This is a genomic window from Salmonella sp. 32120201201600049SM, assembly GCF_017572835.1.
Taxonomy (GTDB): domain Bacteria; phylum Pseudomonadota; class Gammaproteobacteria; order Enterobacterales; family Enterobacteriaceae; genus Salmonella; species Salmonella enterica.
In genome coordinates this window covers 193,413-214,428 of record NZ_JAGESA010000003.1, presented here as the reverse complement: position 1 = coordinate 214,428, position 21,016 = coordinate 193,413, and the positions used below count along the sequence as shown (strand labels likewise).

The 21,016-nt window shown below is 53.5% G+C and carries 22 protein-coding genes; 10 read left to right on the top strand and 12 right to left on the bottom strand.

Features of this window, described 5'->3' with window-relative positions; genetic code table 11:
* Positions 1 to 108 precede the first annotated feature (108 nt).
* A complete protein-coding gene (locus tag J4650_RS09405; protein WP_000722926.1) occupies positions 109 to 870 on the top strand; it encodes an outer membrane protein in 762 nt (253 codons plus the stop codon).
* Positions 871 to 931: 61 nt separating this feature from the next.
* Here J4650_RS09405 and J4650_RS09400 read toward each other — a convergent pair whose 3' ends face one another.
* The gene (locus J4650_RS09400) at positions 932 to 1,858 is read right to left on the bottom strand and encodes a LysR family transcriptional regulator (RefSeq protein WP_001109831.1); all 927 of its coding nucleotides are present in this window, start codon (positions 1,856 to 1,858) and stop codon (positions 932 to 934) included.
* An 89-nt stretch (positions 1,859 to 1,947) separates the two neighbouring features.
* On the opposite strand from J4650_RS09400, the gene J4650_RS09395 reads away from it, so the two are divergent.
* Positions 1,948 to 2,946: a bile acid:sodium symporter family protein gene (locus tag J4650_RS09395; protein ID WP_000765580.1), complete on the top strand. Its 999-nt coding sequence runs from the start codon at positions 1,948 to 1,950 to the stop codon at positions 2,944 to 2,946.
* Here the strand turns inward: J4650_RS09395 and J4650_RS09390 are convergent.
* The 3 genes from J4650_RS09390 to zipA all read right to left on the bottom strand — a co-directional run bounded on the left by J4650_RS09390 (position 2,943) and on the right by zipA (position 6,236).
* Positions 2,943 to 3,161, bottom strand: coding sequence for a DUF3820 family protein (locus tag J4650_RS09390; protein ID WP_001519708.1), 219 nt, complete (start codon positions 3,159 to 3,161; stop codon positions 2,943 to 2,945). The two genes, J4650_RS09395 and J4650_RS09390, sit on opposite strands and share 4 nt — an antisense overlap.
* A gap of 1 nt (position 3,162) precedes the next feature.
* Positions 3,163 to 5,178, bottom strand: coding sequence for an NAD-dependent DNA ligase LigA (gene ligA, locus J4650_RS09385; RefSeq protein WP_000433285.1), 2,016 nt, complete (start codon positions 5,176 to 5,178; stop codon positions 3,163 to 3,165).
* Between the two features lie 71 nt (positions 5,179 to 5,249).
* Positions 5,250 to 6,236 carry a cell division protein ZipA gene (gene zipA, locus J4650_RS09380; RefSeq protein WP_000983131.1) on the bottom strand — a complete coding sequence of 329 codons (987 nt, stop codon included), beginning with the start codon at positions 6,234 to 6,236 and terminating at the stop codon, positions 5,250 to 5,252.
* A 231-nt stretch (positions 6,237 to 6,467) separates the two neighbouring features.
* Here zipA and cysZ point away from each other — a divergent pair, with 231 nt between their 5' ends.
* From cysZ to crr, 5 genes are all read left to right on the top strand, one after another.
* The gene (cysZ, locus tag J4650_RS09375) at positions 6,468 to 7,229 is read left to right on the top strand and encodes a sulfate transporter CysZ (protein ID WP_000255006.1); all 762 of its coding nucleotides are present in this window, start codon (positions 6,468 to 6,470) and stop codon (positions 7,227 to 7,229) included.
* Positions 7,230 to 7,392: 163 nt separating this feature from the next.
* Positions 7,393 to 8,364, top strand: coding sequence for a cysteine synthase A (cysK, locus tag J4650_RS09370; RefSeq protein ID WP_000036904.1), 972 nt, complete (start codon positions 7,393 to 7,395; stop codon positions 8,362 to 8,364).
* 383 nt (positions 8,365 to 8,747) lie between these two features.
* Complete coding sequence (gene ptsH / locus J4650_RS09365; protein WP_000487600.1) at positions 8,748 to 9,005, top strand: phosphocarrier protein Hpr; 258 nt, start codon at positions 8,748 to 8,750, stop codon at positions 9,003 to 9,005.
* Positions 9,006 to 9,053: 48 nt separating this feature from the next.
* The gene (ptsI, locus tag J4650_RS09360; RefSeq protein WP_000623118.1) at positions 9,054 to 10,781 is read left to right on the top strand and encodes a phosphoenolpyruvate-protein phosphotransferase PtsI; all 1,728 of its coding nucleotides are present in this window, start codon (positions 9,054 to 9,056) and stop codon (positions 10,779 to 10,781) included.
* Between the two features lie 40 nt (positions 10,782 to 10,821).
* Positions 10,822 to 11,331, top strand: a complete 510-nt coding sequence (crr, locus tag J4650_RS09355) for a PTS glucose transporter subunit IIA (protein WP_000522253.1) — start codon at positions 10,822 to 10,824, stop codon at positions 11,329 to 11,331.
* Positions 11,332 to 11,480: 149 nt separating this feature from the next.
* Here crr and J4650_RS09350 read toward each other — a convergent pair whose 3' ends face one another.
* Both J4650_RS09350 and pdxK read right to left on the bottom strand, forming a co-directional pair.
* Entirely contained in the window at positions 11,481 to 11,720 is a 240-nt protein-coding gene (locus J4650_RS09350; protein ID WP_000844541.1) for a hypothetical protein, read from the bottom strand.
* Entirely contained in the window at positions 11,717 to 12,583 is an 867-nt protein-coding gene (gene pdxK, locus J4650_RS09345; protein ID WP_000529613.1) for a pyridoxine/pyridoxal/pyridoxamine kinase, read from the bottom strand. Before pdxK ends, J4650_RS09350 begins: the two co-directional genes overlap by 4 nt.
* Positions 12,584 to 12,665: 82 nt before the next feature.
* Here pdxK and ptsJ point away from each other — a divergent pair, with 82 nt between their 5' ends.
* The 3 genes from ptsJ to J4650_RS09330 are packed head-to-tail and all read left to right on the top strand — an operon-like array spanning position 12,666 to position 15,134.
* Positions 12,666 to 13,958, top strand: a complete 1,293-nt coding sequence (gene ptsJ / locus J4650_RS09340) for a transcriptional regulator PtsJ (RefSeq protein ID WP_000565115.1) — start codon at positions 12,666 to 12,668, stop codon at positions 13,956 to 13,958.
* Between the two features lie 14 nt (positions 13,959 to 13,972).
* Positions 13,973 to 14,692: a GMP synthase gene (locus J4650_RS09335; RefSeq protein WP_001263753.1), complete on the top strand. Its 720-nt coding sequence runs from the start codon at positions 13,973 to 13,975 to the stop codon at positions 14,690 to 14,692.
* A gap of 58 nt (positions 14,693 to 14,750) precedes the next feature.
* Positions 14,751 to 15,134 carry a YfeK family protein gene (locus J4650_RS09330; RefSeq protein WP_000710732.1) on the top strand — a complete coding sequence of 128 codons (384 nt, stop codon included), beginning with the start codon at positions 14,751 to 14,753 and terminating at the stop codon, positions 15,132 to 15,134.
* Positions 15,135 to 15,233: 99 nt separating this feature from the next.
* Here J4650_RS09330 and J4650_RS09325 read toward each other — a convergent pair whose 3' ends face one another.
* The 6 genes from J4650_RS09325 to cysP all read right to left on the bottom strand — a co-directional run bounded on the left by J4650_RS09325 (position 15,234) and on the right by cysP (position 20,933).
* Complete coding sequence (locus J4650_RS09325) at positions 15,234 to 15,842, bottom strand: tetratricopeptide repeat protein (RefSeq protein WP_000666525.1); 609 nt, start codon at positions 15,840 to 15,842, stop codon at positions 15,234 to 15,236.
* A gap of 251 nt (positions 15,843 to 16,093) precedes the next feature.
* Positions 16,094 to 17,005 (bottom strand): cysteine synthase CysM, encoded by a 912-nt coding sequence (gene cysM / locus J4650_RS09320; RefSeq protein ID WP_023993744.1) that lies wholly within the window; start codon positions 17,003 to 17,005, stop codon positions 16,094 to 16,096.
* A gap of 119 nt (positions 17,006 to 17,124) precedes the next feature.
* Positions 17,125 to 18,219, bottom strand: a complete 1,095-nt coding sequence (gene cysA / locus J4650_RS09315; protein ID WP_023993743.1) for a sulfate/thiosulfate ABC transporter ATP-binding protein CysA — start codon at positions 18,217 to 18,219, stop codon at positions 17,125 to 17,127.
* Complete coding sequence (gene cysW / locus J4650_RS09310) at positions 18,209 to 19,084, bottom strand: sulfate/thiosulfate ABC transporter permease CysW (protein WP_000852705.1); 876 nt, start codon at positions 19,082 to 19,084, stop codon at positions 18,209 to 18,211. Before cysW ends, cysA begins: the two co-directional genes overlap by 11 nt.
* Positions 19,084 to 19,917 carry a sulfate/thiosulfate ABC transporter permease CysT gene (cysT, locus tag J4650_RS09305; protein WP_023993742.1) on the bottom strand — a complete coding sequence of 278 codons (834 nt, stop codon included), beginning with the start codon at positions 19,915 to 19,917 and terminating at the stop codon, positions 19,084 to 19,086. The genes cysW and cysT overlap by 1 nt, the downstream gene beginning before the upstream one ends.
* Positions 19,917 to 20,933 carry a thiosulfate/sulfate ABC transporter substrate-binding protein CysP gene (gene cysP / locus J4650_RS09300; RefSeq protein ID WP_000290273.1) on the bottom strand — a complete coding sequence of 339 codons (1,017 nt, stop codon included), beginning with the start codon at positions 20,931 to 20,933 and terminating at the stop codon, positions 19,917 to 19,919. Before cysP ends, cysT begins: the two co-directional genes overlap by 1 nt.
* Positions 20,934 to 21,016: the final 83 nt, after the last annotated feature.

Here is a 21,016-nt window from a genome sequence, read left to right as displayed (position 1 = left end):
GTATTGGTTTTTGCTTGCAATTCATATTAACAATATGCCGCTTTCATATTTATAAATTGCCTCTTTTTAATTAACCCATTAATAATTATCGGCATAGGGAAATATGCTATGAAAAAAATTCTTACTCTGACGCTTTCTTCTTTACTCATTATTCCCGCACTCACCCATGCGGAATTTAAAGGCGGGTTCGCCGATATCGGCCTCCATTACCTCGACTGGACATCAGACACCACGGAAAAAACCAGTAAAAAATCCCATAAAGATGATTTTGGGTACCTGGAACTGGAAGGCGGAGCGAATTTTAGCTGGGGAGAAATGTACGGGTTCTTCGACTGGGAAAATTTTTACAATGGCCGCCACGCTAAACCAGGCAGCGAACAGCGTTACACCTTTAAAAATACCAACCGTATTTATCTGGGCGATACAGGATTAAACCTCTATCTCCATGCCTACGGGACGTACGGTTCACCTCATCGCGCTAATTTCCATGATGACATGTTTCTCTATGGTTTAGGCTATAACTTCACAGGTAACGGTTACTGGTTTAAACCCTTCTTTGCCAAACGTTATACCGATCAGACCTACTACACAGGCGATAATGGTTATGTATTAGGTTGGGTGGCCGGCTATAGCTTCTCGTTGGGTAGTGAGAAATTCAGCGTAACGAACTGGAATGAGTATGAGTTTGACCGCGATGCGTCCTACGCTGCGGGCAATGGCGGGAAAGATGGCATTAATGGCGCAGTAGCGCTGTGGTGGAATGCGACTCCTCACCTGACCGCAGGAGTACAATATCGTTACGCTGATAATAAGTTAGGAGAATCCTTCCTGCAGGATGGCATTATTTATTCCATCAAATACCTGTTTTAACACACTGCCCTGTCAAAAATGGCAGGGCAAGACCGCACCTCACACACGGACAGATAGATATTTATAGCTGATACAGCGGATCTTTCGCCCTCGCGGCGGTTAATTCGCTGGCCTGAGTACGCACCACGTCCCACAACGCCTGCGCCGCCGTGGAGAGCGATCGGTTTTTTCGCCGCGCCAGCATGAGCTGCCTTTCAACTACGGGCGTCAGCCGTTTAACCTGTAAGTGGCTGCCCTGCGGGAGCGGTAACGCCAGCGCGGGCAGCACGCTGATGCCGATTCCCGCTTCCACCATTGGAAAAAGCGTGGCCGGGTGACCAATCTCCTGCACGATATCCGCCTCAATAGCAAAATGGGCCAGCGCCGCATCAATCAGCGGTCGACTGCCGGAAGCATAATCCTGTAAGACCAGCGACGCCTGTTTAAGATCCTGCCAGCTCACCCATTCCTGATGCGCCAGCGGATGATCCTGGCGACACAACAGTAAAAAAGGCTCTGATAAGATGGCTTCACACTGTAAATCCACCGCTGCGCCGGGATCGATAACGATGCCAAAATCCACTTCACCCTGGCGGATGCTCTCCAGCACCCACTGCTGCGGACGATCGTGCAATACAAAATCAATAGCGGGATAAAGTGAATTACTTTGGGCAATGCATTGCGGAATAAGATGCGCAGAAATGGTTTGGCTCGCGGCAACGCGCACGGTGCCGGTTAATTGTGTCCCTACTCTGCCTGCATCGCGCAGTATGCTGTTCAGTTCATCAAGCACCCGCTCCAGACGCGTCGCCAGTTGTTGCCCCGCCTCGGTCAGCACCACCTCACGCGTAGTGCGATCCAGCAGTCTGACGCCGGTTTGCCGCTCCAGCTCTTTTACGCTATGACTGACCGCAGACTGGCTCAGTCCAATCCTGTCCCCTGCCCGACTGAAACTTTTGGCCTGGGCGACGGTAATAAAAATACGCAGTTGACGCAGTGAATAGTTCATCGACTAGATTCATATATAGATGCAATAAATCAATTTTATTTCTCAAAGCGAAAAACGCAAAATAGCTGCACCGACTTTCAGGAGTTTTTATGAAACTTTTTCGTATCCTTGACCCTTTCACGCTGACACTTATCACCGTGGTACTACTGGCCTCTTTTTTCCCGGCGGAAGGCAGCTTTGTGCCTGTCGTTGAAGGCATTACGACAGCGGCCATCGCTCTGCTGTTTTTTATGCATGGCGCGAAGCTTTCGCGTGAAGCGATCATCGCTGGCGGCAGCCACTGGCGGTTGCATCTGTGGGTCATGTGCAGCACTTTTGTGCTCTTTCCTGTCCTCGGCGTACTGTTTGCCTGGTGGGCGCCTGTCAATGTCGACCCTATGCTCTACAGCGGCTTTCTGTATCTGTGCATTTTGCCCGCCACCGTGCAGTCGGCGATTGCGTTTACTTCACTCGCGGGCGGTAACGTCGCGGCCGCGGTGTGCTCAGCGTCTGCGTCCAGTCTGCTGGGCATTTTCCTGTCGCCGCTGCTGGTCGGTCTGGTAATGAATATTCATGGCGCGCAGGGCAGTCTGGAAGAGGTGGGCAAAATTATGCTGCAACTGCTGCTGCCTTTTGTGCTGGGACACCTGTCTCGCCCGTGGATCGGCAACTGGGTCGCGCGCAACAAAAAGTGGATCGCGAAAACGGATCAGACCTCTATTTTGCTGGTGGTCTACTCGGCGTTCAGCGAAGCGGTGGTCAACGGCATCTGGCACAAAGTCGGCTGGGGATCGTTGCTGTTTATCGTCGTGGTCAGCCTCATACTGTTGGCGATCGTCATCGCCATTAACGTCTTTGTCGCCCGTAAATGCGGCTTCAATAAAGCCGACGAAATCACTATTGTTTTCTGCGGTTCGAAAAAAAGCCTGGCCAACGGGATCCCGATGGCCAATATTCTGTTTCCGACGTCAGTGCTGGGTATGATGGTATTACCGCTGATGATCTTCCACCAGATCCAACTGATGGTCTGCGCAGGGCTGGCGCGGCGCTACAAACGCCAGACCGAGAAGTTACAGGCGCAGCAGGAAAGCCGCGCCGCGAAAGCTTAAAGCGGGCGTTTCAGGGGCTGTACCAGTTGCGTCAGCCCCTCGGTTTTAATCAGCAGCGTGATTTGCATCAACTCCCCCAGTTTACCCGCCGGAAATTGATCTTTACGGGCAAACCACAGCAAATACTCTTCCGGAAGGTCGATCAATCGACGTCCCTGATATTTGCCAAAGGGCATCACGGTGTTGGCGATTTCAACCAGCTGCTCTTTTTCCATCTCAGGCACCCAGTAAGCGGATCATTTCCGCTTCATCAATCACGGTAATACCCAGTTCCTGCGCTTTGGCCAGTTTGGAGCCCGCCGCTTCACCGGCAATCACCAGATCGGTTTTCTTCGATACGCTGCCTGCCACTTTCGCGCCCAGCGCCGCTAAACGCGCTTTAGCGTCATCGCGGGACATCTGGCTCAGGCTACCGGTTAGTACCACGGTTTTACCGGCAAACGGGCTATCGATCTCTTGCACATTAATGACTACCGGCGCGGGCCAGTGAACCCCTTCCGCCAGTAGCTGCCCAATCACGTCACGATTGCTCTCTTCGGCAAAAAAGTTAAAGACGTGCGTAGCGACCACAATCCCCACGTCGGGTACTTTCTGCAACTCGTCAATGGTAGCGGTCTGCAGCGCCTCCAGCGTGCCGAAATAAGCCGCCAGCCCCGCCGCCGTCGCTTCACCCACTTCACGGATGCCCAGCGCATAGAGAAAACGCGCAAAAGTCGTCGCTTTGGCTTTTTCCAGCGCGTTTACAACATTTTGCGCGGACTTTGGCCCCATTCGGTCCAGGCCGGTCAGTTTACCCGCCGTCAGACGGAACAGATCCGCTGGCGTATGGACATACTCCCTTTCCACCAGTTGGTCGATGATCTTATCGCCCATCCCGTCTACATCCATCGCCCGGCGCGACACAAAATGTTTCAGCGACTCTTTACGCTGCGCGCCGCAAATCAGCCCGCCGGTACAACGGGTAACGGCTTCGCCTTCAACGCGCTCTACGTCCGATCCGCACACCGGACAGTGCGTTGGAAACACAATCGGACGCGTCTCTTCAGGGCGTTCGGACAGAACCACGTTGACCACCTGAGGGATCACATCGCCTGCCCGACGGATAACCACCTTATCGCCAATGCGCAAGCCAAGTCGCTCAATTTCATCGGCATTATGCAACGTGGCATTGCTGACCAGCACACCAGCCACCTGAACCGGTTCCAGACGCGCCACCGGCGTAATCGCCCCAGTGCGCCCGACCTGAAACTCAACATCGCGCACAAAAGTCATCTGCTCCTGAGCAGGAAATTTAAACGCCACCGCCCAGCGCGGCGCGCGGGCCACAAAGCCCAGCTGTTCCTGCAAAGCCAGCGAGTTGACCTTAATCACCACGCCGTCGATATCAAAACCGAGCGTGGGGCGATCTTTTTCGACGTTGCGATAAAAATCCAGTACCGCCTGGGGAGAATCGCACAGCGTCACGCGATCGCTGACCGGTAACCCCCACGCTTTAAATTGCAGCAAACGTCCCAGATGCGTATCCGGCAACTCGCCGCCTTCCAGAATACCGACGCCGTAGCAGAAAAATGTTAGCGGTCGCTTCGCCGTAATACGCGGATCGAGCTGACGCAACGAGCCCGCCGCCGCGTTACGCGGATTAGCAAACACTTTGCCGCCAGTACGGCGCGCGTCTTCATTGATCTTTTCGAACCCGGCCTGCGGTAAAAATACCTCTCCGCGAACTTCAAGACGCGCCGGAATATTATCGCCGTGCAGCTTTAACGGAATGGCGCGAATCGTGCGCACGTTTGAAGTGATATCTTCACCGGTGGTGCCGTCGCCACGCGTCGCAGCGCTCACCAGCACGCCGTTTTCATACAGAATGCTGACCGCCAGGCCATCCAGTTTTAGCTCGCAGCACCAGATGACATTTTCCGTGCTTTTTAGACGATCCTGCACTCGCTTGTTAAACGCCAGGAAGCTTTCTTCATCAAATACGTTATCGAGCGACAGCATCGGTACTTCATGGCGAATCTGGTTGAATGCCGTCAGCGGCGCCGCGCCAACGCGCTGCGTGGGCGAATCCGGCGTGATAAGGTCCGGACGTTGCGCCTCCAGCTCTCGCAGTTCCCGCATCAGGCGGTCATATTCGGCGTCGGGAATCTCTGGCGCATCCATCACATGATACAGATATTCATGATGGCGAAGCGTGGTTCGCAGTTCTGTCAGTTGTTGTTCGATTGGTTCCATATCACACCATCAATGATAAAAAACCCCCGACAGGCGGGGGTTACGTTAAAAATGTCACACCTGCGTTAACCTCAGGCGTTAGCGTCCATCACCTCGCGGATGCGGTCCTGATATTCGCGCAGTTTCTGCGGCGTCATCATCCGACGCTGGTCATCCAGCACGACGCCACCGACCTCATCAGCGATATGCTGCGCGGATTGCAGCATCAGCTTGAAGTTCTGCAGCGCATCGCCGTAAGACGGTACCTGCATAAAGATAGTGACGCCAGGCGTAGTGAAGTCCGTCATTTCAGGATCGAACGTTCCCGGATTGACCATATTCGCGAGACTGAACAAGGCCGGGCCGCTGCCGTCCGGGCTCAAATGACGATGGAAAATATTCATATCGCCAAATTTAAAGCCTGACTGCTGAATACTGTTCAGTAACACTTCACCATTAAGCTCGCTGCCATGATGGGCCGCGACGTTCATAATGATGACCGCCTCTTTACGCTGCGGTTTTTCCACAACCGGCGCTTCTTCCACTACCGGTTCCGCCTCAACCACAGGTTCCGCAGGCTGGAAGGTTTGCGCTGATGGCGGCGGCGCGGGCTGCGCAACAGGCTGCGGCGCTTGCGACGGCGGTGCAGACTGCTGTTGCGGCGGCTGTACCGGCGGCGCAGATGGCTGAACCTGCTGAGGCTGCGGCGCAGGTTGGACCGGTTGCTGAACCGGCTGTTGCATCGGCGCTTGCGGCTGCGGCGGCGCCGCTGGACGCGGTTGCGCAGACGCATAAGGCGGCTGGTACTGGTGTTGCGGCGACTGACGAGGGGCATCATGCTCCTGCGACTGGCCGGGGGCATGATTTACGCGGTGAACACGAACTTCACCCACGCCTTCGTCTTCTTCGACATCGTCGTCATACGAGTCGTCGTCGCGTTTCGATTTCATGCGTTTTAGTGGACGATCGCGGAACATAGAAGATCGTTCTTTACGGCTGGTCCAGAAACCATGTACCAGTAAAGCGATTATGGCGATCGCGCCAACAATGATTAATATCAGACGCAAATCCTGCATCATTATATTCTCTGTTGTTCTAACACCTTGCCACCACGGCAAACATTTACTCACTAAGAGTATTTGCCGATTACGTCAAGTGCAAGTGTACTGTTGGCTTTCGCAGCATAAAGATGAAGGAAAATGTGCTTTTTGCTGTTTTTTCGAACATTTCCGAACTATCCACCGTCTGATAACCGGGTAAGATATCCCACGTTTACCCAGGGCTTTAAGAAAAAGGAGTATGTCCTGAATATGGTTTCATCATCCACAACCGTACCACGTAGCGGCGTCTATTATTTCTCGCAAGGATGGAAGTTAGTCACCCTACCGGGAATCCGCCGCTTTGTTATTTTACCTTTGCTGGTCAACATTGTGCTGATGGGCGGCGCATTTTGGTGGCTGTTTACCCAGCTTGACGCCTGGATACCTTCGTTGATGAGTCATGTGCCGGACTGGCTGCAATGGCTGAGCTATCTGCTGTGGCCGATTGCAGTTATCTCTGTTCTGTTGGTCTTTGGCTATTTTTTCTCTACCCTCGCCAACTGGATCGCCGCACCGTTTAACGGCCTTTTAGCCGAACAGCTTGAGGCGCGGTTAACCGGCGCCACGCCGCCAGATACCGGCATACTCGGCATCATGAAAGATGTACCGCGCATTATGAAACGTGAATGGCAAAAGCTGGCGTGGTATCTGCCGCGTGCTATTGTGCTGCTGATTCTCTATTTTATTCCTGGCATTGGCCAAACCATCGCGCCGGTGCTGTGGTTTTTGTTCAGCGCCTGGATGCTGGCGATCCAGTATTGCGACTACCCGTTTGATAACCACAAAGTGCCGTTTAAAACGATGCGCGCCGCGTTGCGCACGCAGAAGGTGGCGAATATGCAATTTGGCGCGCTCACCAGCCTCTTTACGATGATTCCGGTGCTTAACCTGTTCATTATGCCTGTCGCCGTCTGTGGCGCGACGGCAATGTGGGTTGATTGCTGGCGTGCTAAGCACGCGTTATGGAAATAACGTAAAAATGTATAAATAAGAGATGGCTTATGCTGTCTCTTATTCCATACTGATAACCATTATTTCCCATCAGCATATAGATATGCGAAATCCTTACTTCCCCATATCTGGCTGGAAGGTATGCTGGGAAGGTATCCCAATTTCATACAGTTAAGGACAGGCCATGAGTAAGATTTATGAAGATAACTCGCTGACTATCGGTCATACGCCGCTGGTTCGACTGAACCGTATCGGTAATGGACGCATTCTGGCGAAGGTGGAGTCGCGCAACCCGAGCTTCAGCGTCAAGTGCCGTATCGGCGCCAATATGATTTGGGATGCCGAAAAGCGTGGCGTACTGAAACCTGGCGTGGAACTGGTGGAGCCGACCAGCGGCAACACCGGTATTGCGCTGGCGTATGTCGCCGCCGCGCGCGGTTACAAACTCACCCTGACCATGCCGGAAACCATGAGCATTGAACGCCGCAAGCTACTCAAAGCATTAGGCGCGAATCTGGTGCTGACCGAAGGGGCGAAAGGGATGAAAGGCGCTATTCAGAAAGCCGAAGAAATTGTCGCCAGCGATCCGCAAAAATATCTCCTGCTCCAGCAGTTCAGCAACCCTGCCAACCCGGAAATCCATGAAAAAACCACCGGCCCGGAAATCTGGGAAGACACCGATGGTCAGGTGGATGTGTTTATCTCCGGCGTCGGCACTGGCGGTACGTTAACCGGCGTCACGCGTTATATCAAAGGGACGAAGGGTAAAACCGATCTTATCACCGTTGCGGTAGAACCCACTGACTCCCCGGTTATTGCCCAGGCGCTGGCTGGTGAAGAGATCAAACCAGGCCCGCATAAAATTCAGGGCATCGGCGCAGGCTTCATCCCGGGCAACCTGGATCTGAAACTGATTGATAAAGTGGTTGGCATCACCAATGAAGAAGCCATTTCTACCGCGCGCCGTCTGATGGAAGAGGAAGGTATTCTGGCAGGAATTTCTTCCGGTGCCGCGGTTGCTGCAGCGCTTAAGCTGCAGGAAGATGAAAGCTTTACCAATAAGAATATTGTGGTTATCCTACCTTCATCAGGTGAGCGTTATCTGAGCACCGCGTTGTTCGCCGATCTCTTTACTGAGAAAGAACTGCAACAGTGATGCCAGCATGTTAAAAACGCGTAAAAAAGCACCTTTTTGGGTGCTTTTTTGTGGCCTGCTTCAAACTTTCACCTCACCTGGCATTGATTCACCCTGCCGGAACTGGTATTTAACCAGACTAATTATTTTGATGCGCGAAATTAATCGTTACAGGAAAAGCGTTAGCTGAATCGATTTTATGATTTGGTTCAAATCTTCCTTTCGCGGCATAATGTTTAATGACGAGCGAAACGTCAGCGGCCATAAGTTGCCAGCAACGGATTGCGTAGAACACCTTTTGTGTCGCGTCCCGTTTACGCCGGCGCTAACAATACAGGCTAAAGTTGAGCCGCCAGGCTAGACTTTAGTTCCACAACACTAAACCTATAAGTTGGGGAAATACAATGTTCCAGCAAGAAGTTACCATTACCGCTCCGAACGGTCTGCACACCCGCCCTGCTGCTCAGTTTGTTAAAGAAGCAAAAGGCTTCACTTCTGAGATTACTGTGACTTCCAACGGCAAAAGCGCCAGCGCGAAAAGCCTGTTTAAACTGCAGACTCTGGGCCTGACTCAAGGCACCGTCGTCACCATCTCCGCAGAAGGTGAAGATGAGCAGAAAGCGGTTGAACATCTGGTCAAACTGATGGCGGAACTCGAGTAAGTTTTTTTCCGGGTTCTTTTAAAAATCAGTCACAAGTAAGGTAGGGTTATGATTTCAGGCATTTTAGCATCCCCGGGTATCGCTTTCGGCAAAGCACTGCTGCTGAAAGAAGACGAAATCGTCATTGACCGGAAAAAAATTTCTGCCGACAAGGTTGATCAGGAAGTTGAACGTTTTCTGAGCGGTCGTGCCAAGGCATCTGCGCAACTGGAAGCGATCAAGACAAAAGCTGGTGAAACGTTCGGTGAAGAAAAAGAAGCCATCTTTGAAGGGCATATTATGCTGCTCGAAGATGAGGAGCTGGAGCAGGAAATCATAGCCCTGATTAAAGATAAGCACATGACGGCTGACGCAGCCGCACATGAAGTTATCGAAGGTCAGGCCACTGCCCTGGAAGAACTGGATGACGAATACCTGAAAGAGCGTGCGGCTGACGTACGTGATATTGGTAAGCGCCTGCTGCGCAATATCCTGGGTCTGGCCATTATCGATCTGAGCGCGATTCAGGAAGAAGTTATCCTGGTTGCCGCTGACCTGACGCCGTCAGAAACTGCACAGCTGAACCTGCAGAAAGTGCTGGGCTTCATCACCGACGCGGGCGGACGCACGTCTCATACCTCCATCATGGCGCGTTCTCTGGAACTGCCAGCGATCGTAGGTACCGGTAGCGTCACCTCTCAGGTGAAAAACGGCGACTATCTGATTCTGGATGCCGTAAACAACCAGGTTTACGTCAACCCGACCAACGATGTTATTGAGCAACTGCGCGCCGTCCAGGAGCAGGTTGCGACCGAGAAAGCGGAACTTGCAAAACTGAAAGATCTGCCGGCAATCACGCTGGATGGACATCAGGTTGAAGTTTGCGCCAACATCGGTACCGTTCGCGACGTTGAAGGCGCTGAGCGTAACGGCGCGGAAGGCGTTGGTCTGTATCGTACTGAATTCCTGTTCATGGATCGCGACGCGCTGCCGACGGAAGAAGAGCAGTTTGCCGCCTATAAAGCGGTCGCTGAAGCGTGCGGCTCGCAGGCGGTTATCGTCCGTACCATGGACATTGGCGGCGACAAAGAGCTGCCGTACATGAACTTCCCGAAAGAAGAGAACCCGTTCCTGGGCTGGCGCGCCGTGCGTATCGCCATGGATCGCAAAGAGATCCTGCGTGACCAGGTTCGCGCGATTCTGCGTGCCTCCGCTTTCGGTAAATTGCGCATTATGTTCCCGATGATCATCTCTGTTGAAGAAGTTCGCGCGCTGCGCAAAGAGATTGAAATCTACAAACAGGAACTGCGTGACGAAGGTAAAGCATTTGACGAAAGCATTGAGATTGGCGTGATGGTGGAAACACCGGCTGCGGCGACAATTGCGCGTCATTTAGCCAAAGAAGTTGATTTCTTTAGTATCGGCACCAATGATTTAACGCAGTACACCCTGGCAGTTGACCGTGGTAATGATATGATTTCACACCTTTACCAGCCAATGTCACCGTCCGTACTGAACTTGATCAAGCAAGTTATTGATGCTTCTCATGCAGAAGGTAAATGGACTGGCATGTGTGGTGAGCTTGCAGGCGACGAACGTGCTACACTTCTGTTGCTGGGGATGGGTCTGGACGAATTCTCTATGAGCGCCATTTCTATCCCGCGCATTAAGAAGATTATCCGTAACACGAACTTCGAAGATGCGAAGGTGTTAGCAGAGCAGGCTCTTGCTCAACCGACAACGGACGAGTTAATGACGCTGGTTAACAAGTTCATTGAAGAAAAAACAATCTGCTAATCCACGAGATGCGGCCCAATTTACTGCTTAGGAGAAGATCATGGGTTTGTTCGATAAACTAAAATCTCTGGTTTCTGATGATAAGAAAGACACCGGAACTATTGAGATTGTTGCCCCGCTCTCTGGCGAGATCGTCAACATCGAAGACGTGCCGGATGTAGTTTTTGCTGAAAAAATCGTTGGTGATGGCATTGCTATCAAACCAACCGGTAACAAAATGGTCGCCCCTGTTGACGGTACCATCGGCAAAATCTTTGAAACCAACCATGCGTTCTCTATCGAATCCGATAGCGGCATTGAGCTGTTCGTTCACTTCGGTATCGACACCGTTGAGCTGAAAGGCGAAGGCTTCAAGCGTATTGCTGAAGAAGGTCAGCGCGTGAAAGTTGGCGATCCGGTCATCGAGTTCGATCTGCCGTTGCTGGAAGAAAAAGCCAAGTCTACCCTGACTCCGGTTGTTATCTCCAACATGGATGAAATCAAAGAACTGATCAAACTGTCCGGTAGCGTGACCGTGGGTGAAACTCCGGTTATCCGCATTAAGAAGTAATTCTTGCCGCAGTGAAGAATGGCGCCTTTGGGCGCCATTTTTTTTGCCTGTACTTGCGCCGCCATCCGGCGATGGTGCAGTGCACTGCCTGATGGCGCTACGCTTATCAGGCCTACAAGGTTGCGAACATTTCAGCGCCAATCCACGGGTTACAACTGCGAGGTCACCGGGCGAAAGCACTTCTCGCGCATCAGGATCTTCATCCCATCCGGGCCACTCTCCAGCATCCTGCGTTCGGAATCGGACACTTGCAGCTCGCACTGATAGCCGCCAGTGATGCCAAACATCGCCCGCGCTACGCAAATATCTTCCAGCGCGTCCAGCCCGCTCGTTTCAAAATGCCCCACGATACGTCCCTGCTGGCGAACGACCAGCCGATAACTCTTCATCGCGCCTCCCCTGCCGGCGGCAGAATTAACTCATCACAGCCACACTGCTGTGTCCAGGTCATCACCTCCAGCACGCGCTGCGCCGCATCTTTTGCCGCGGTCGTCAGTTTTTTTCCCTGCACAATACCGCTGACCAGCTCGGCGCAGAAGAGATCTCCCGTCCCTTTTAACTCCGTCGCCACCCGCGGATGGGCAAAGACTTCCACGACCTGCGCGGTAACGACGGCAACCGTTATGGTCTCCAGAGATTCGCCCGGCGCGCTGGTGATAACCACCCATTTCAGCGTATCGGAAAGCAGAGATTGCGCCGCCGCCACCGCCTCTTCCAGCGTGCGACACGGTTTACCACTCAGCATCTCCAGCTCAAATACGTTCGGCGTTAGCCCCTGCGCCTGCGGCAACAAATGTGTGCGATAAGCCTGCGGAATTTCCGCCTGCACATACATTCCACTGTCGGTATCGCCAATGACCGGATCAACAAGAATACACACCTCCGGATGCGAAGCCCGGATCGCCATTAGCCACTTCGAAAGCAAGACAATTTGGTCTGCGCTGCCCATGTAACCGGTGGTAATCGCTTTTAATTCACGTAGCGCATCGCGCTCATTCAACGCCGTAAGGTAGCCTGCAAACCACTCGGCGGGAATAATGCCGCCATAAAACGTTTTATAGTGCGGCGTATTGCTGAACAGCACCGTCGGGACCGCCGTCACGCGTAATCCCTGCGCTTTAATGGCCGGAACAGCGATACTGTTGCCTACGCTGCCGTACACGACCTGTGACTGGACGGCGACGATATCGGTCTGTAATGCCCGATGGTTGTCGTCGAAGAGCACTGACTGAATATCACTCTCTTGTCCCATAAAATTTTCCTCTCGCTGGACAGCAGGCTACCGCCTCATTATCATTGTCATATGCTAAAATTCATTTTGTCATAGGTCAATAATGATCGACGGAAAAACCGCTAACGAAATTTTTGACAGTATCCGTCAACACATTATCGCCGGCACGTTACGGGCGGAGGATTCGCTCCCGCCGGTACGGGAGCTGGCAAGCGAATTAAAGGTGAACCGCAATACCGTCGCAGCGGCGTATAAACGGCTGATAACGGCGGGACTGGCGCAAAGTTTAGGCCGCAATGGGACGGTGATTAAAGGCAGTCCGTCTCCCGTAGCGCTGGAAGGCGGCGATCCGCATACGCCTCTGCACGACCTTTCCGGCGGCAATCCCGATCCGCAGCGTCTGCCTGACCTTAGCCGTTATTTTGCCCGTCTCAGCCGCACGCCGCATCTCTACGGCGATGCGCCCGTTTCCCCTGAACTACACGCCTGGGCGGCGCGCTGGCTACGGGATGCCACACCCGTCGCAGGCGAAATTGATATCACCAGCGGAGCTATCGACGCCATTGAAAGACTGCTTTGCGCGCATCTGCTGCCGGGCGACAGCGTCGCGGTGGAAGATCCCTGTTTTTTAAGCAGTATCAATATGCTGCGCTATGCCGGTTTTAGCGCCAGCCCGGTCAGTGTGGATAGCGAAGGAATGCAGCCTGAAAAGCTGGAACAGGCGCTAAACCAGGGCGCGCGGGCAGTGATCTTAACGCCGCGCGCACACAACCCTACCGGCTGTAGCCTGAGCGCTCGCCGTGCCGCTGCGCTGCAAAATATACTGGCGCGTTACCCTCAGGTAGTGGTCATTATCGACGATCACTTCGCCCTGCTTTCTTCGTCGCCCTGGCAGCCGGTTATTGCGCAGACAACGCAACACTGGGCGGTGATACGCTCCGTTTCCAAAACCCTCGGCCCTGATTTACGTCTTGCTGTTGTCGCCAGCGACAGCGCGACCTCGGCAAAACTTCGGCTGCGGCTAAATGCCGGTAGTCAGTGGGTCAGCCATCTGTTACAGGATCTGGTCTACGCCTGCCTGACCGACCCTGAGTATCAGCACAGGCTGGCGCAAACGCGGCTGTTTTGCGCCACCCGGCAACAAAAACTGGCCTGCGCCCTACAGCAATATGGCATCGCCATTTCTCCCGGCGACGGCGTGAATGCCTGGCTCCCGCTGGACACCCATAGCCAGGCTACCGCGTTTACGCTGGCAAAATCCGGCTGGCTGGTACGTGAGGGAGAAGCCTTTGGCGTAAGCGCGCCGTCTCACGGTCTACGTATCACGCTGTCGACATTAAATGACAGCGAGATCAACACGCTGGCGGCTGATGTCCATCAGGCGCTAAATCGCTAACAGGAGAAAATAACGTGCGAGTTCATTTTGTTGTCCATGAGTCGTTTGAATCCGCTGGCGCTTATCTGAAATGGGCTGAAGATCGCGGTTATACCATTTCATGGTCGCGCGTCTATGCCGGAGAAGCGCTACCGCCCAATGCCGATGAGTTCGATATGCTCGTGGTATTTGGCGGTCCTCAGTCGCCGCGCACCACCCGCGAAGAGTGCCCATACTTTGACTCTCGCGCCGAACAGCACTTAATTAATCAGGCGATTACGGCCCGGCGAATGGTTATCGGCATTTGTCTTGGTTCGCAGCTCATTGGCGAGGCGCTGGGCGCCGCTGTGTGCCAAAGTCCGGAAAAAGAGATTGGTCACTACCCTATTACGCTCACTGAAGCCGGTCTGCGGCATCCGCTTATCGCCCACTTTGGCTCCCCGTTAACCGTCGGCCACTGGCACAACGATATGCCAGGACTCACCGATCAGGCGACCGTGCTGGCCGAAAGCGAAGGCTGTCCACGTCAGATAGTGCAGTACGGCAATTTTGTCTACGGCTTCCAGTGTCATATGGAATTTACCGTCGAGGCGGTTGAAGGATTAATCCAACATTCGCAGCAGGAGCTGGCCGACGCGCAAGGGAAGCGTTTTATCCGCTCGGTTGCCGAAATGCGCGCATGGAATTACCAGCAAATGAATGAAAAGCTGTGGCGTTTTCTGGATGAACTCACGCTGGCGCACTCACAGAAATAACCCCACCAGGAGTGCAACTTATTACCCGGCTAACGGTCTGAGGTGCAGTGATTATCGCATGAAAAAGGATTTTACCATGAAGAAAATTGTCTGCGCCGTCGTTGCGCTCCTGCTGACCCTACCCGCCTGGGCGAAGCTAAACGCCCACGAAGAAGCGCGCATTAACGCCATGCTGAATGCGCTGGCGCAGAAAAAGGATCTGACATTCGTTCGTAACGGTGATGCGCATAACTGCGAGGAAGCCGTATCGCACCTGCGCTTAAAACTGGGTAACACGCGCAATCGTATCGACACCGCCGAACAGTTTATCGATAAAGTCGCGTCGTCGTCGTCCATCACCGGAAAGCCCTATATCGTTAAAATTCCCGGTAAAAGCGATGAAAACGCGCAGCCTTATTTACATGCGCTTATTGCGGAAACGGATAAAACGGTTGCGCCGTAAGGGAAGTAAACCGCAGCAATGAAGCTGGCGGTGCGCAATGGGTTATTCTCATGCAACAGACCTGCCAGGCAGATCTGTTGCTTAAAAAGTAGAGCAGGATTAACGCTTATAAGTACTCAAATCAATTGTCTGCTCGTTACACCGCCCTTCTTTCGTGTCGTATTTTTGCAGGTATTCCTTCGCCAGTTTCTCCGCCTGTTTTCGTTCATCGGAACTCATACTGTTCTCAAAACGTCCCCTGTCTATCAATCCCCATTTAGAACCTCGCGTCGCTGCTACCGTGAGCCATGCCCACGCCTGAACATATTCGTGTCGATAAGCATAAGTCGCACCAATATTTTGCTGGGCGGTACACTGACCCTTTTTAGCGGCATCCGTAAAATAGGCAAATGATTTTTCCATTATCCACTCTACTGAACGGTGCTCATCCTCGGGGGCAACATGTCCATGCTCATATAACACGCCCAGATTATTTGTCGCTTTTGCGCTCCCTTGAGCTGCAGCTTTTTGATACCAAAAAACGGCTTTCTCCACATCACGCTCCACACCATCGCCAATATGATATTTACGGCCCAGTTGAAACTGCGCATTCATATCCCCTCGATCTGCCTGTTGCTGTAACTCATCCAACGAGGTTTCTGCATAGGCAAGAGGGGCAATGGCGTAAAACAAACCGACAAAAATCAGTGTCCGGAAAGCAAATTTCATGAAATTAATTCCTTTAATTACGTAGCGTCATCATCCTTTTTGACGTGTTTTTATACCTAAAGATAGCTTTCTGTGTGTCTGATTCCGCACCATCGACAATGTGATATTTCCGGCCCAGTTGAAATTGTGCGGTCATATCCCTTTTGCAGTCACTTATCCAATGAGTTTCAGTTTGAACAGAGGAGACATGGTGCAACTAGCAGGAAAAACTGCGCTATTCCTGGTCAATTTCATAGCATTGGCGATCATATCTAAATCCCTGCCCCCTGGCTGAAATGCTCTTCACCAAACACGCCGGTAGACAAGTAACGGTCGCCGCGATCGCAGATGATCGCCACCACTACCGCGCCGGGCGTGGCACGTGCAACGCGTAACGCACCCGCTACCGCGCCGCCAGAGCTGACGCCGCAGAAAATGCCTTCACGAACCGCCAGTTCACGCATGGTGTTTTCGGCATCATTCTGATGAATATCCAGCACCTCATCTACCAGCGAGGCGTTAAAAATGCCCGGCATATATTCCGCTGGCCAGCGGCGAATTCCCGGAATACTGCTGCCCTCTTCCGGCTGTAGGCCAACGATAGTGACCGGTTTTTCCTGCTCGCGCAGAAAACGCGACACGCCGGTAATGGTGCCGGTCGTGCCCATGCTGGAAACAAAATGCGTTACCCGCCCCTGCGTTTGCCGCCAGATTTCCGGGCCGGTGGTGGTGTAGTGCGCATATGGGTTATCGGGGTTATTAAACTGATCGAGCAGTTTACCTTCTCCACGTTCAGACATAGCGAGCGCTAAATCGCGCGCCCCTTCCATTCCCTGCTCTTTAGTGACCAGAATCAGCTCTGCGCCATAGGCCCGCATTGCCGCCCGACGCTCCTGACTCATGTTGTCTGGCATCAACAGCTTCATGCGATAACCTTTCAGCGCGGCGATCATCGCCAGCGCAATGCCAGTGTTGCCGCTGGTCGCTTCAATCAGGACATCGCCCGGTTTAATTTCCCCGCGCTTTTCCGCCTCGACAATCATCGATAGCGCCGCGCGATCTTTCACCGATCCTGCCGGATTATTGCCTTCCAGCTTGACCCAGATTTCACTGCCGTTATCCGGCGCCAGACGTTGTAATTTGACCAGCGGCGTATTGCCGATGGTTTGTTCTAATGTATTCACGTTTTCTGCCCAAGAAAAAGCCGGGTGGCGCTTCGCTTACCCGGCCTACAAAATCACGATATACGCTGTAGGCCCGGTAAGCGAAGCGCCACCGGGCGATAAACCTGCAAATTAACCTATCAGGCAGACTCCGCAAGAGCAAGCGCCTCATGGGGCTCAATACGCTGGTCGCCATGATAGAGACGTGCGTTCTGTAAGCCGACAAACAAACGCTCGCCGCGCTGCGGGACGTCGTCACCCGCCATCACCACCGTCAGCGGATCGTGATACCACCCCAGCGGCTGTACCACTAACTGTGTATAGTGACCTTTCGGGCTGGCCTCAATGACCTGTACTGGTAGCGGAGAATCCAGGCTGGTGCGGCGGCTAATATCCACCTCCCACGGACGCAGGAACAGATCGACCGGCCCCTGGTACGCGGGCGTATAACCCAGCGGCCAGCGATGCGCGCCAACGTAAAACTGCCCGCCGCGGACGGTGCCTGTCAGGCGGTTCACCTCGCCCATAAACTCCAGTACGAAGCGGGTTGCCGGTTCACGCCACACCCGATCCGGCGCATCAGCCTGTTCGATATTGCCCTGACTCATCACCACCACCCGATCCGCCACTTCCGTCGCTTCTTCCTGATCGTGGGTGACAAAGACGCTGGTGAATTTCAGTTCTTCATGTAGCTGGCGCAACCAGCGACGTAACTCTTTACGTACCTGGGCATCCAGCGCGCCAAAGGGTTCATCCAGCAGTAGAATTTGCGGTTCTACGGCAAGCGCGCGCGCCAGCGCCACGCGCTGTTTTTGTCCGCCGGAAAGCTGGGCGGGGAAGCGATCCGCGAGGTGCGCCAGTTGCACCATCTCCAGCAATTGCGTCACTTTCGTTTTAATCGCCGCCGCAGTTGGGCGGTCGCGTCGCGGCAGCACCGTCAGGCCAAAAGCGATGTTGTCAAACACCGTCATATGGCGAAACAGCGCATAGTGCTGAAACACAAAACCGACTTTACGCTCACGCGCGTGCAGGCGGCTAACGTCCGTACCGTGGAAACGAATATGGCCGCTGGACTGATGTTCCAGCCCGGCAATAATGCGCAGCAGCGTCGTTTTACCGGAACCTGACGGCCCCAACAAGGCAACCATCTGGCCGGAAGGAATATCCAGCGAGATATCATTCAGTACCTGAGTGCGACCAAACGATTTCTTAATTCTGGCGATCTCAATGCTCATGATTTTCCTCCTGTTGCGCGCGTTTTTCCTGATTCTCCAGACGCCATTGCAACATGCTCTTCAAAAACAGGGTAATAATCGCCATTAGCGTCAACAATGCGGCGGCGGTAAAGGAGCCGACGGTGTTGTAGTCCTGCTCCAGTAATTCAATCTGTAACGGTAGCGATAACGTTTCGCCGCGAATCGAGCCGGACACCACCGACACCGCGCCAAACTCGCCAATCGCGCGGGCGTTGGTTAACACCACGCCGTAGAGTAGCGCCCAGCGAATATTCGGCAACGTCACGCGGCGAAACATTTGCCAGCCGGATGCGCCCAGTAAAATCGCCGCCTCATCTTCCTGACTGCCCTGACTGAGCATCACTGGCACCAGTTCGCGCACCACAAACGGGCAGGTGACAAAAATAGTGACCAGTACCATCCCCGGCCAGGAGAACATCATTTGCAAATTATGCTCATCCAGCCAGCCGCCCAACGGGCCGTTGGAGCCATAAAACAGCAGATAAACCAGACCGGCCACCACCGGTGAGACGGCAAAGGGAATATCCAGCAGGGTCAGCAATAGCTGACGTCCGGGGAAGTTAAAGCGCGTCACCAGCCACGCCAGCAGAATGCCGAACACCAGATTCACCGGCACTGCGATCAAGGCAATCAACACCGTCAGCCAGATGGCGTGCAGCATGTCCGGATCGGCCAGATTTTGCAGTACCGGCATTAACCCTTTGCTGAACGCCTGCACGAAGATGTAAATCATCGGCACCAGCAGGATAAACGCCGAAACCAGCATCCCGACGCCAATCAAAAACCATTTTCCCCAGTTAATGCGGGGGACGTCGTATCGCTTCAATTGAGTCACTTCCGCCATTAGTGACCTACCACACGTCGACCAAAGCGACTTTGCAAGGTATTGATAGAGAACAGCAGCAGCAAGGATGCCGCAAGGATCACCGAGGCAATGGCGCTGGCGGCGGGGTAATCAAACTCCTGCAAACGCACAAAAATCATCAGCGAGGCCACTTCTGTTTTCCAGGCGATATTTCCGGCGATAAAAATCACCGCGCCAAACTCGCCCAGGCTACGGGTAAAAGAGAGCGCCACGCCGGCAATCAGCGCAGGCGACAGCTCAGGCAGCACGACTTTGCGAAAACTTTGCAGCCGGGTGGCCCCCAGCGTTTGCGCCGCTTCTTCATATTCCGGCCCCAGCTCTTCCAGTACCGGCTGGACGGTGCGCACCACAAATGGAATACTGGTAAAGGCCATCGCCACCGCAATACCGAGCCAGGTATAGGTCACTTTGATATCAAACTGCGCGAGAAACTGACCGTAGAAACCGTTCACTGAGAACAGCGAAGCCAGCGTCAGACCCGCCACCGCTGTCGGCAGCGCAAACGGCAGATCCATCAGCGCATCCAGCAACGTGCGCCCTGGAAAACGGTAGCGGGTTAAAATCCACGCCATCAACAGGCCAAACACGCCGTTAAAAATCGATGCCACAAATGCCGCCAGTAGCGTCACTTTATAGGCAGCCACCACCTGAGGGTTGGTCACGACATCCCAGTATTGCGACCAGCTCATCTGTGAGAGCTGCATCACCAGCGCGCTCAACGGCAACAGCAGGATCAGGCAGACAAACAGCAAACTGGTGCCGAGGCTTAACGTAAAGCCGGGCAGCACGCGTCGGGAAGAAACGGCAAGCATTACTTACGCCCCGCCGCCAACAGTTTGTCCAGCTCGCCGCCGCTGGCAAAGTGCGTTTTCATCACTTCCGGCCAGGAACCAAACTTGTCTTCCACGCGGAACAGTTCGGTCTGCGGGAATTTATCTGCTTGCTTGCCCATGATTTCCGGGTTATTCACGCGGTAGTAGTAATGGGTGATGATGGTCTGCGCCTGCGGGCTATACAGCCAGTTCAGGTAAGCTTTGGCGGCTTTTTCTGTGCCGTTGGCCTGCACGTTTTTATCCACCCAGGCAACCGGGAATTCAGCAAGAATGTTCGTTTTCGGGATCACCACTTCAAATCCCTGGGCTTCATATTGTTTGCGGATATTGTTCACTTCCGACTCAAAACTAATCAGCACATCGCCCAGACCACGCTCGGCAAAGGTAGTCGTAGCGCCGCGGCCGCCGGTATCAAACACTTCGACGTTTTTCAGGAACTGGGTCATAAACTGTTCGGTTTTGGCTTTATCGCCGCCGTCCGCGTTATCCGCCGCGCCCCATGCCGCCAGATACGTGTAACGGGCGTTGCCGGAGGTTTTCGGGTTAGGGAAAATCAGCTTCACGTCGGAACGTACAAGATCGCTCCAGTCGTGAATATTTTTCGGGTTCCCCTTGCGCACCAGGAAGCCCATCGTGGAATAGAATGGCGAACTGTTGTTCGGCAGACGGCTTTGCCAGTCGGCAGGGATCAGTTTGCCTTTATCATGAAGAATCTGTACGTCGGTCACCTGATTGTAGGTCACGACGTCTGCCTTCAGTCCCTGCAAAATCGCCAGCGCCTGTTTTGATGACCCGGCATGAGACTGCTTAATCGTCAGCTTATCGCCGCCGTTATCCTTCGCCCATTGTTGCTCAAACGGCGGGTTAAGGGCGGCAAACAGCTCGCGGGAGACATCGTATGAGCTGTTCAGCAGCTCCGTTGCCTGCGCCTGCCCTGCCAGTAACAGCATTGCTGCCAGCGTCAGGGGTCTCTTTTTCAGTAAGTTAACGGCCATTGCGCACCCTTATAAATTTAATGACTTTCTTATGGTCATCATATTTATAACCAGCGCTAAAGGAGTAACGGTTTTATATACCG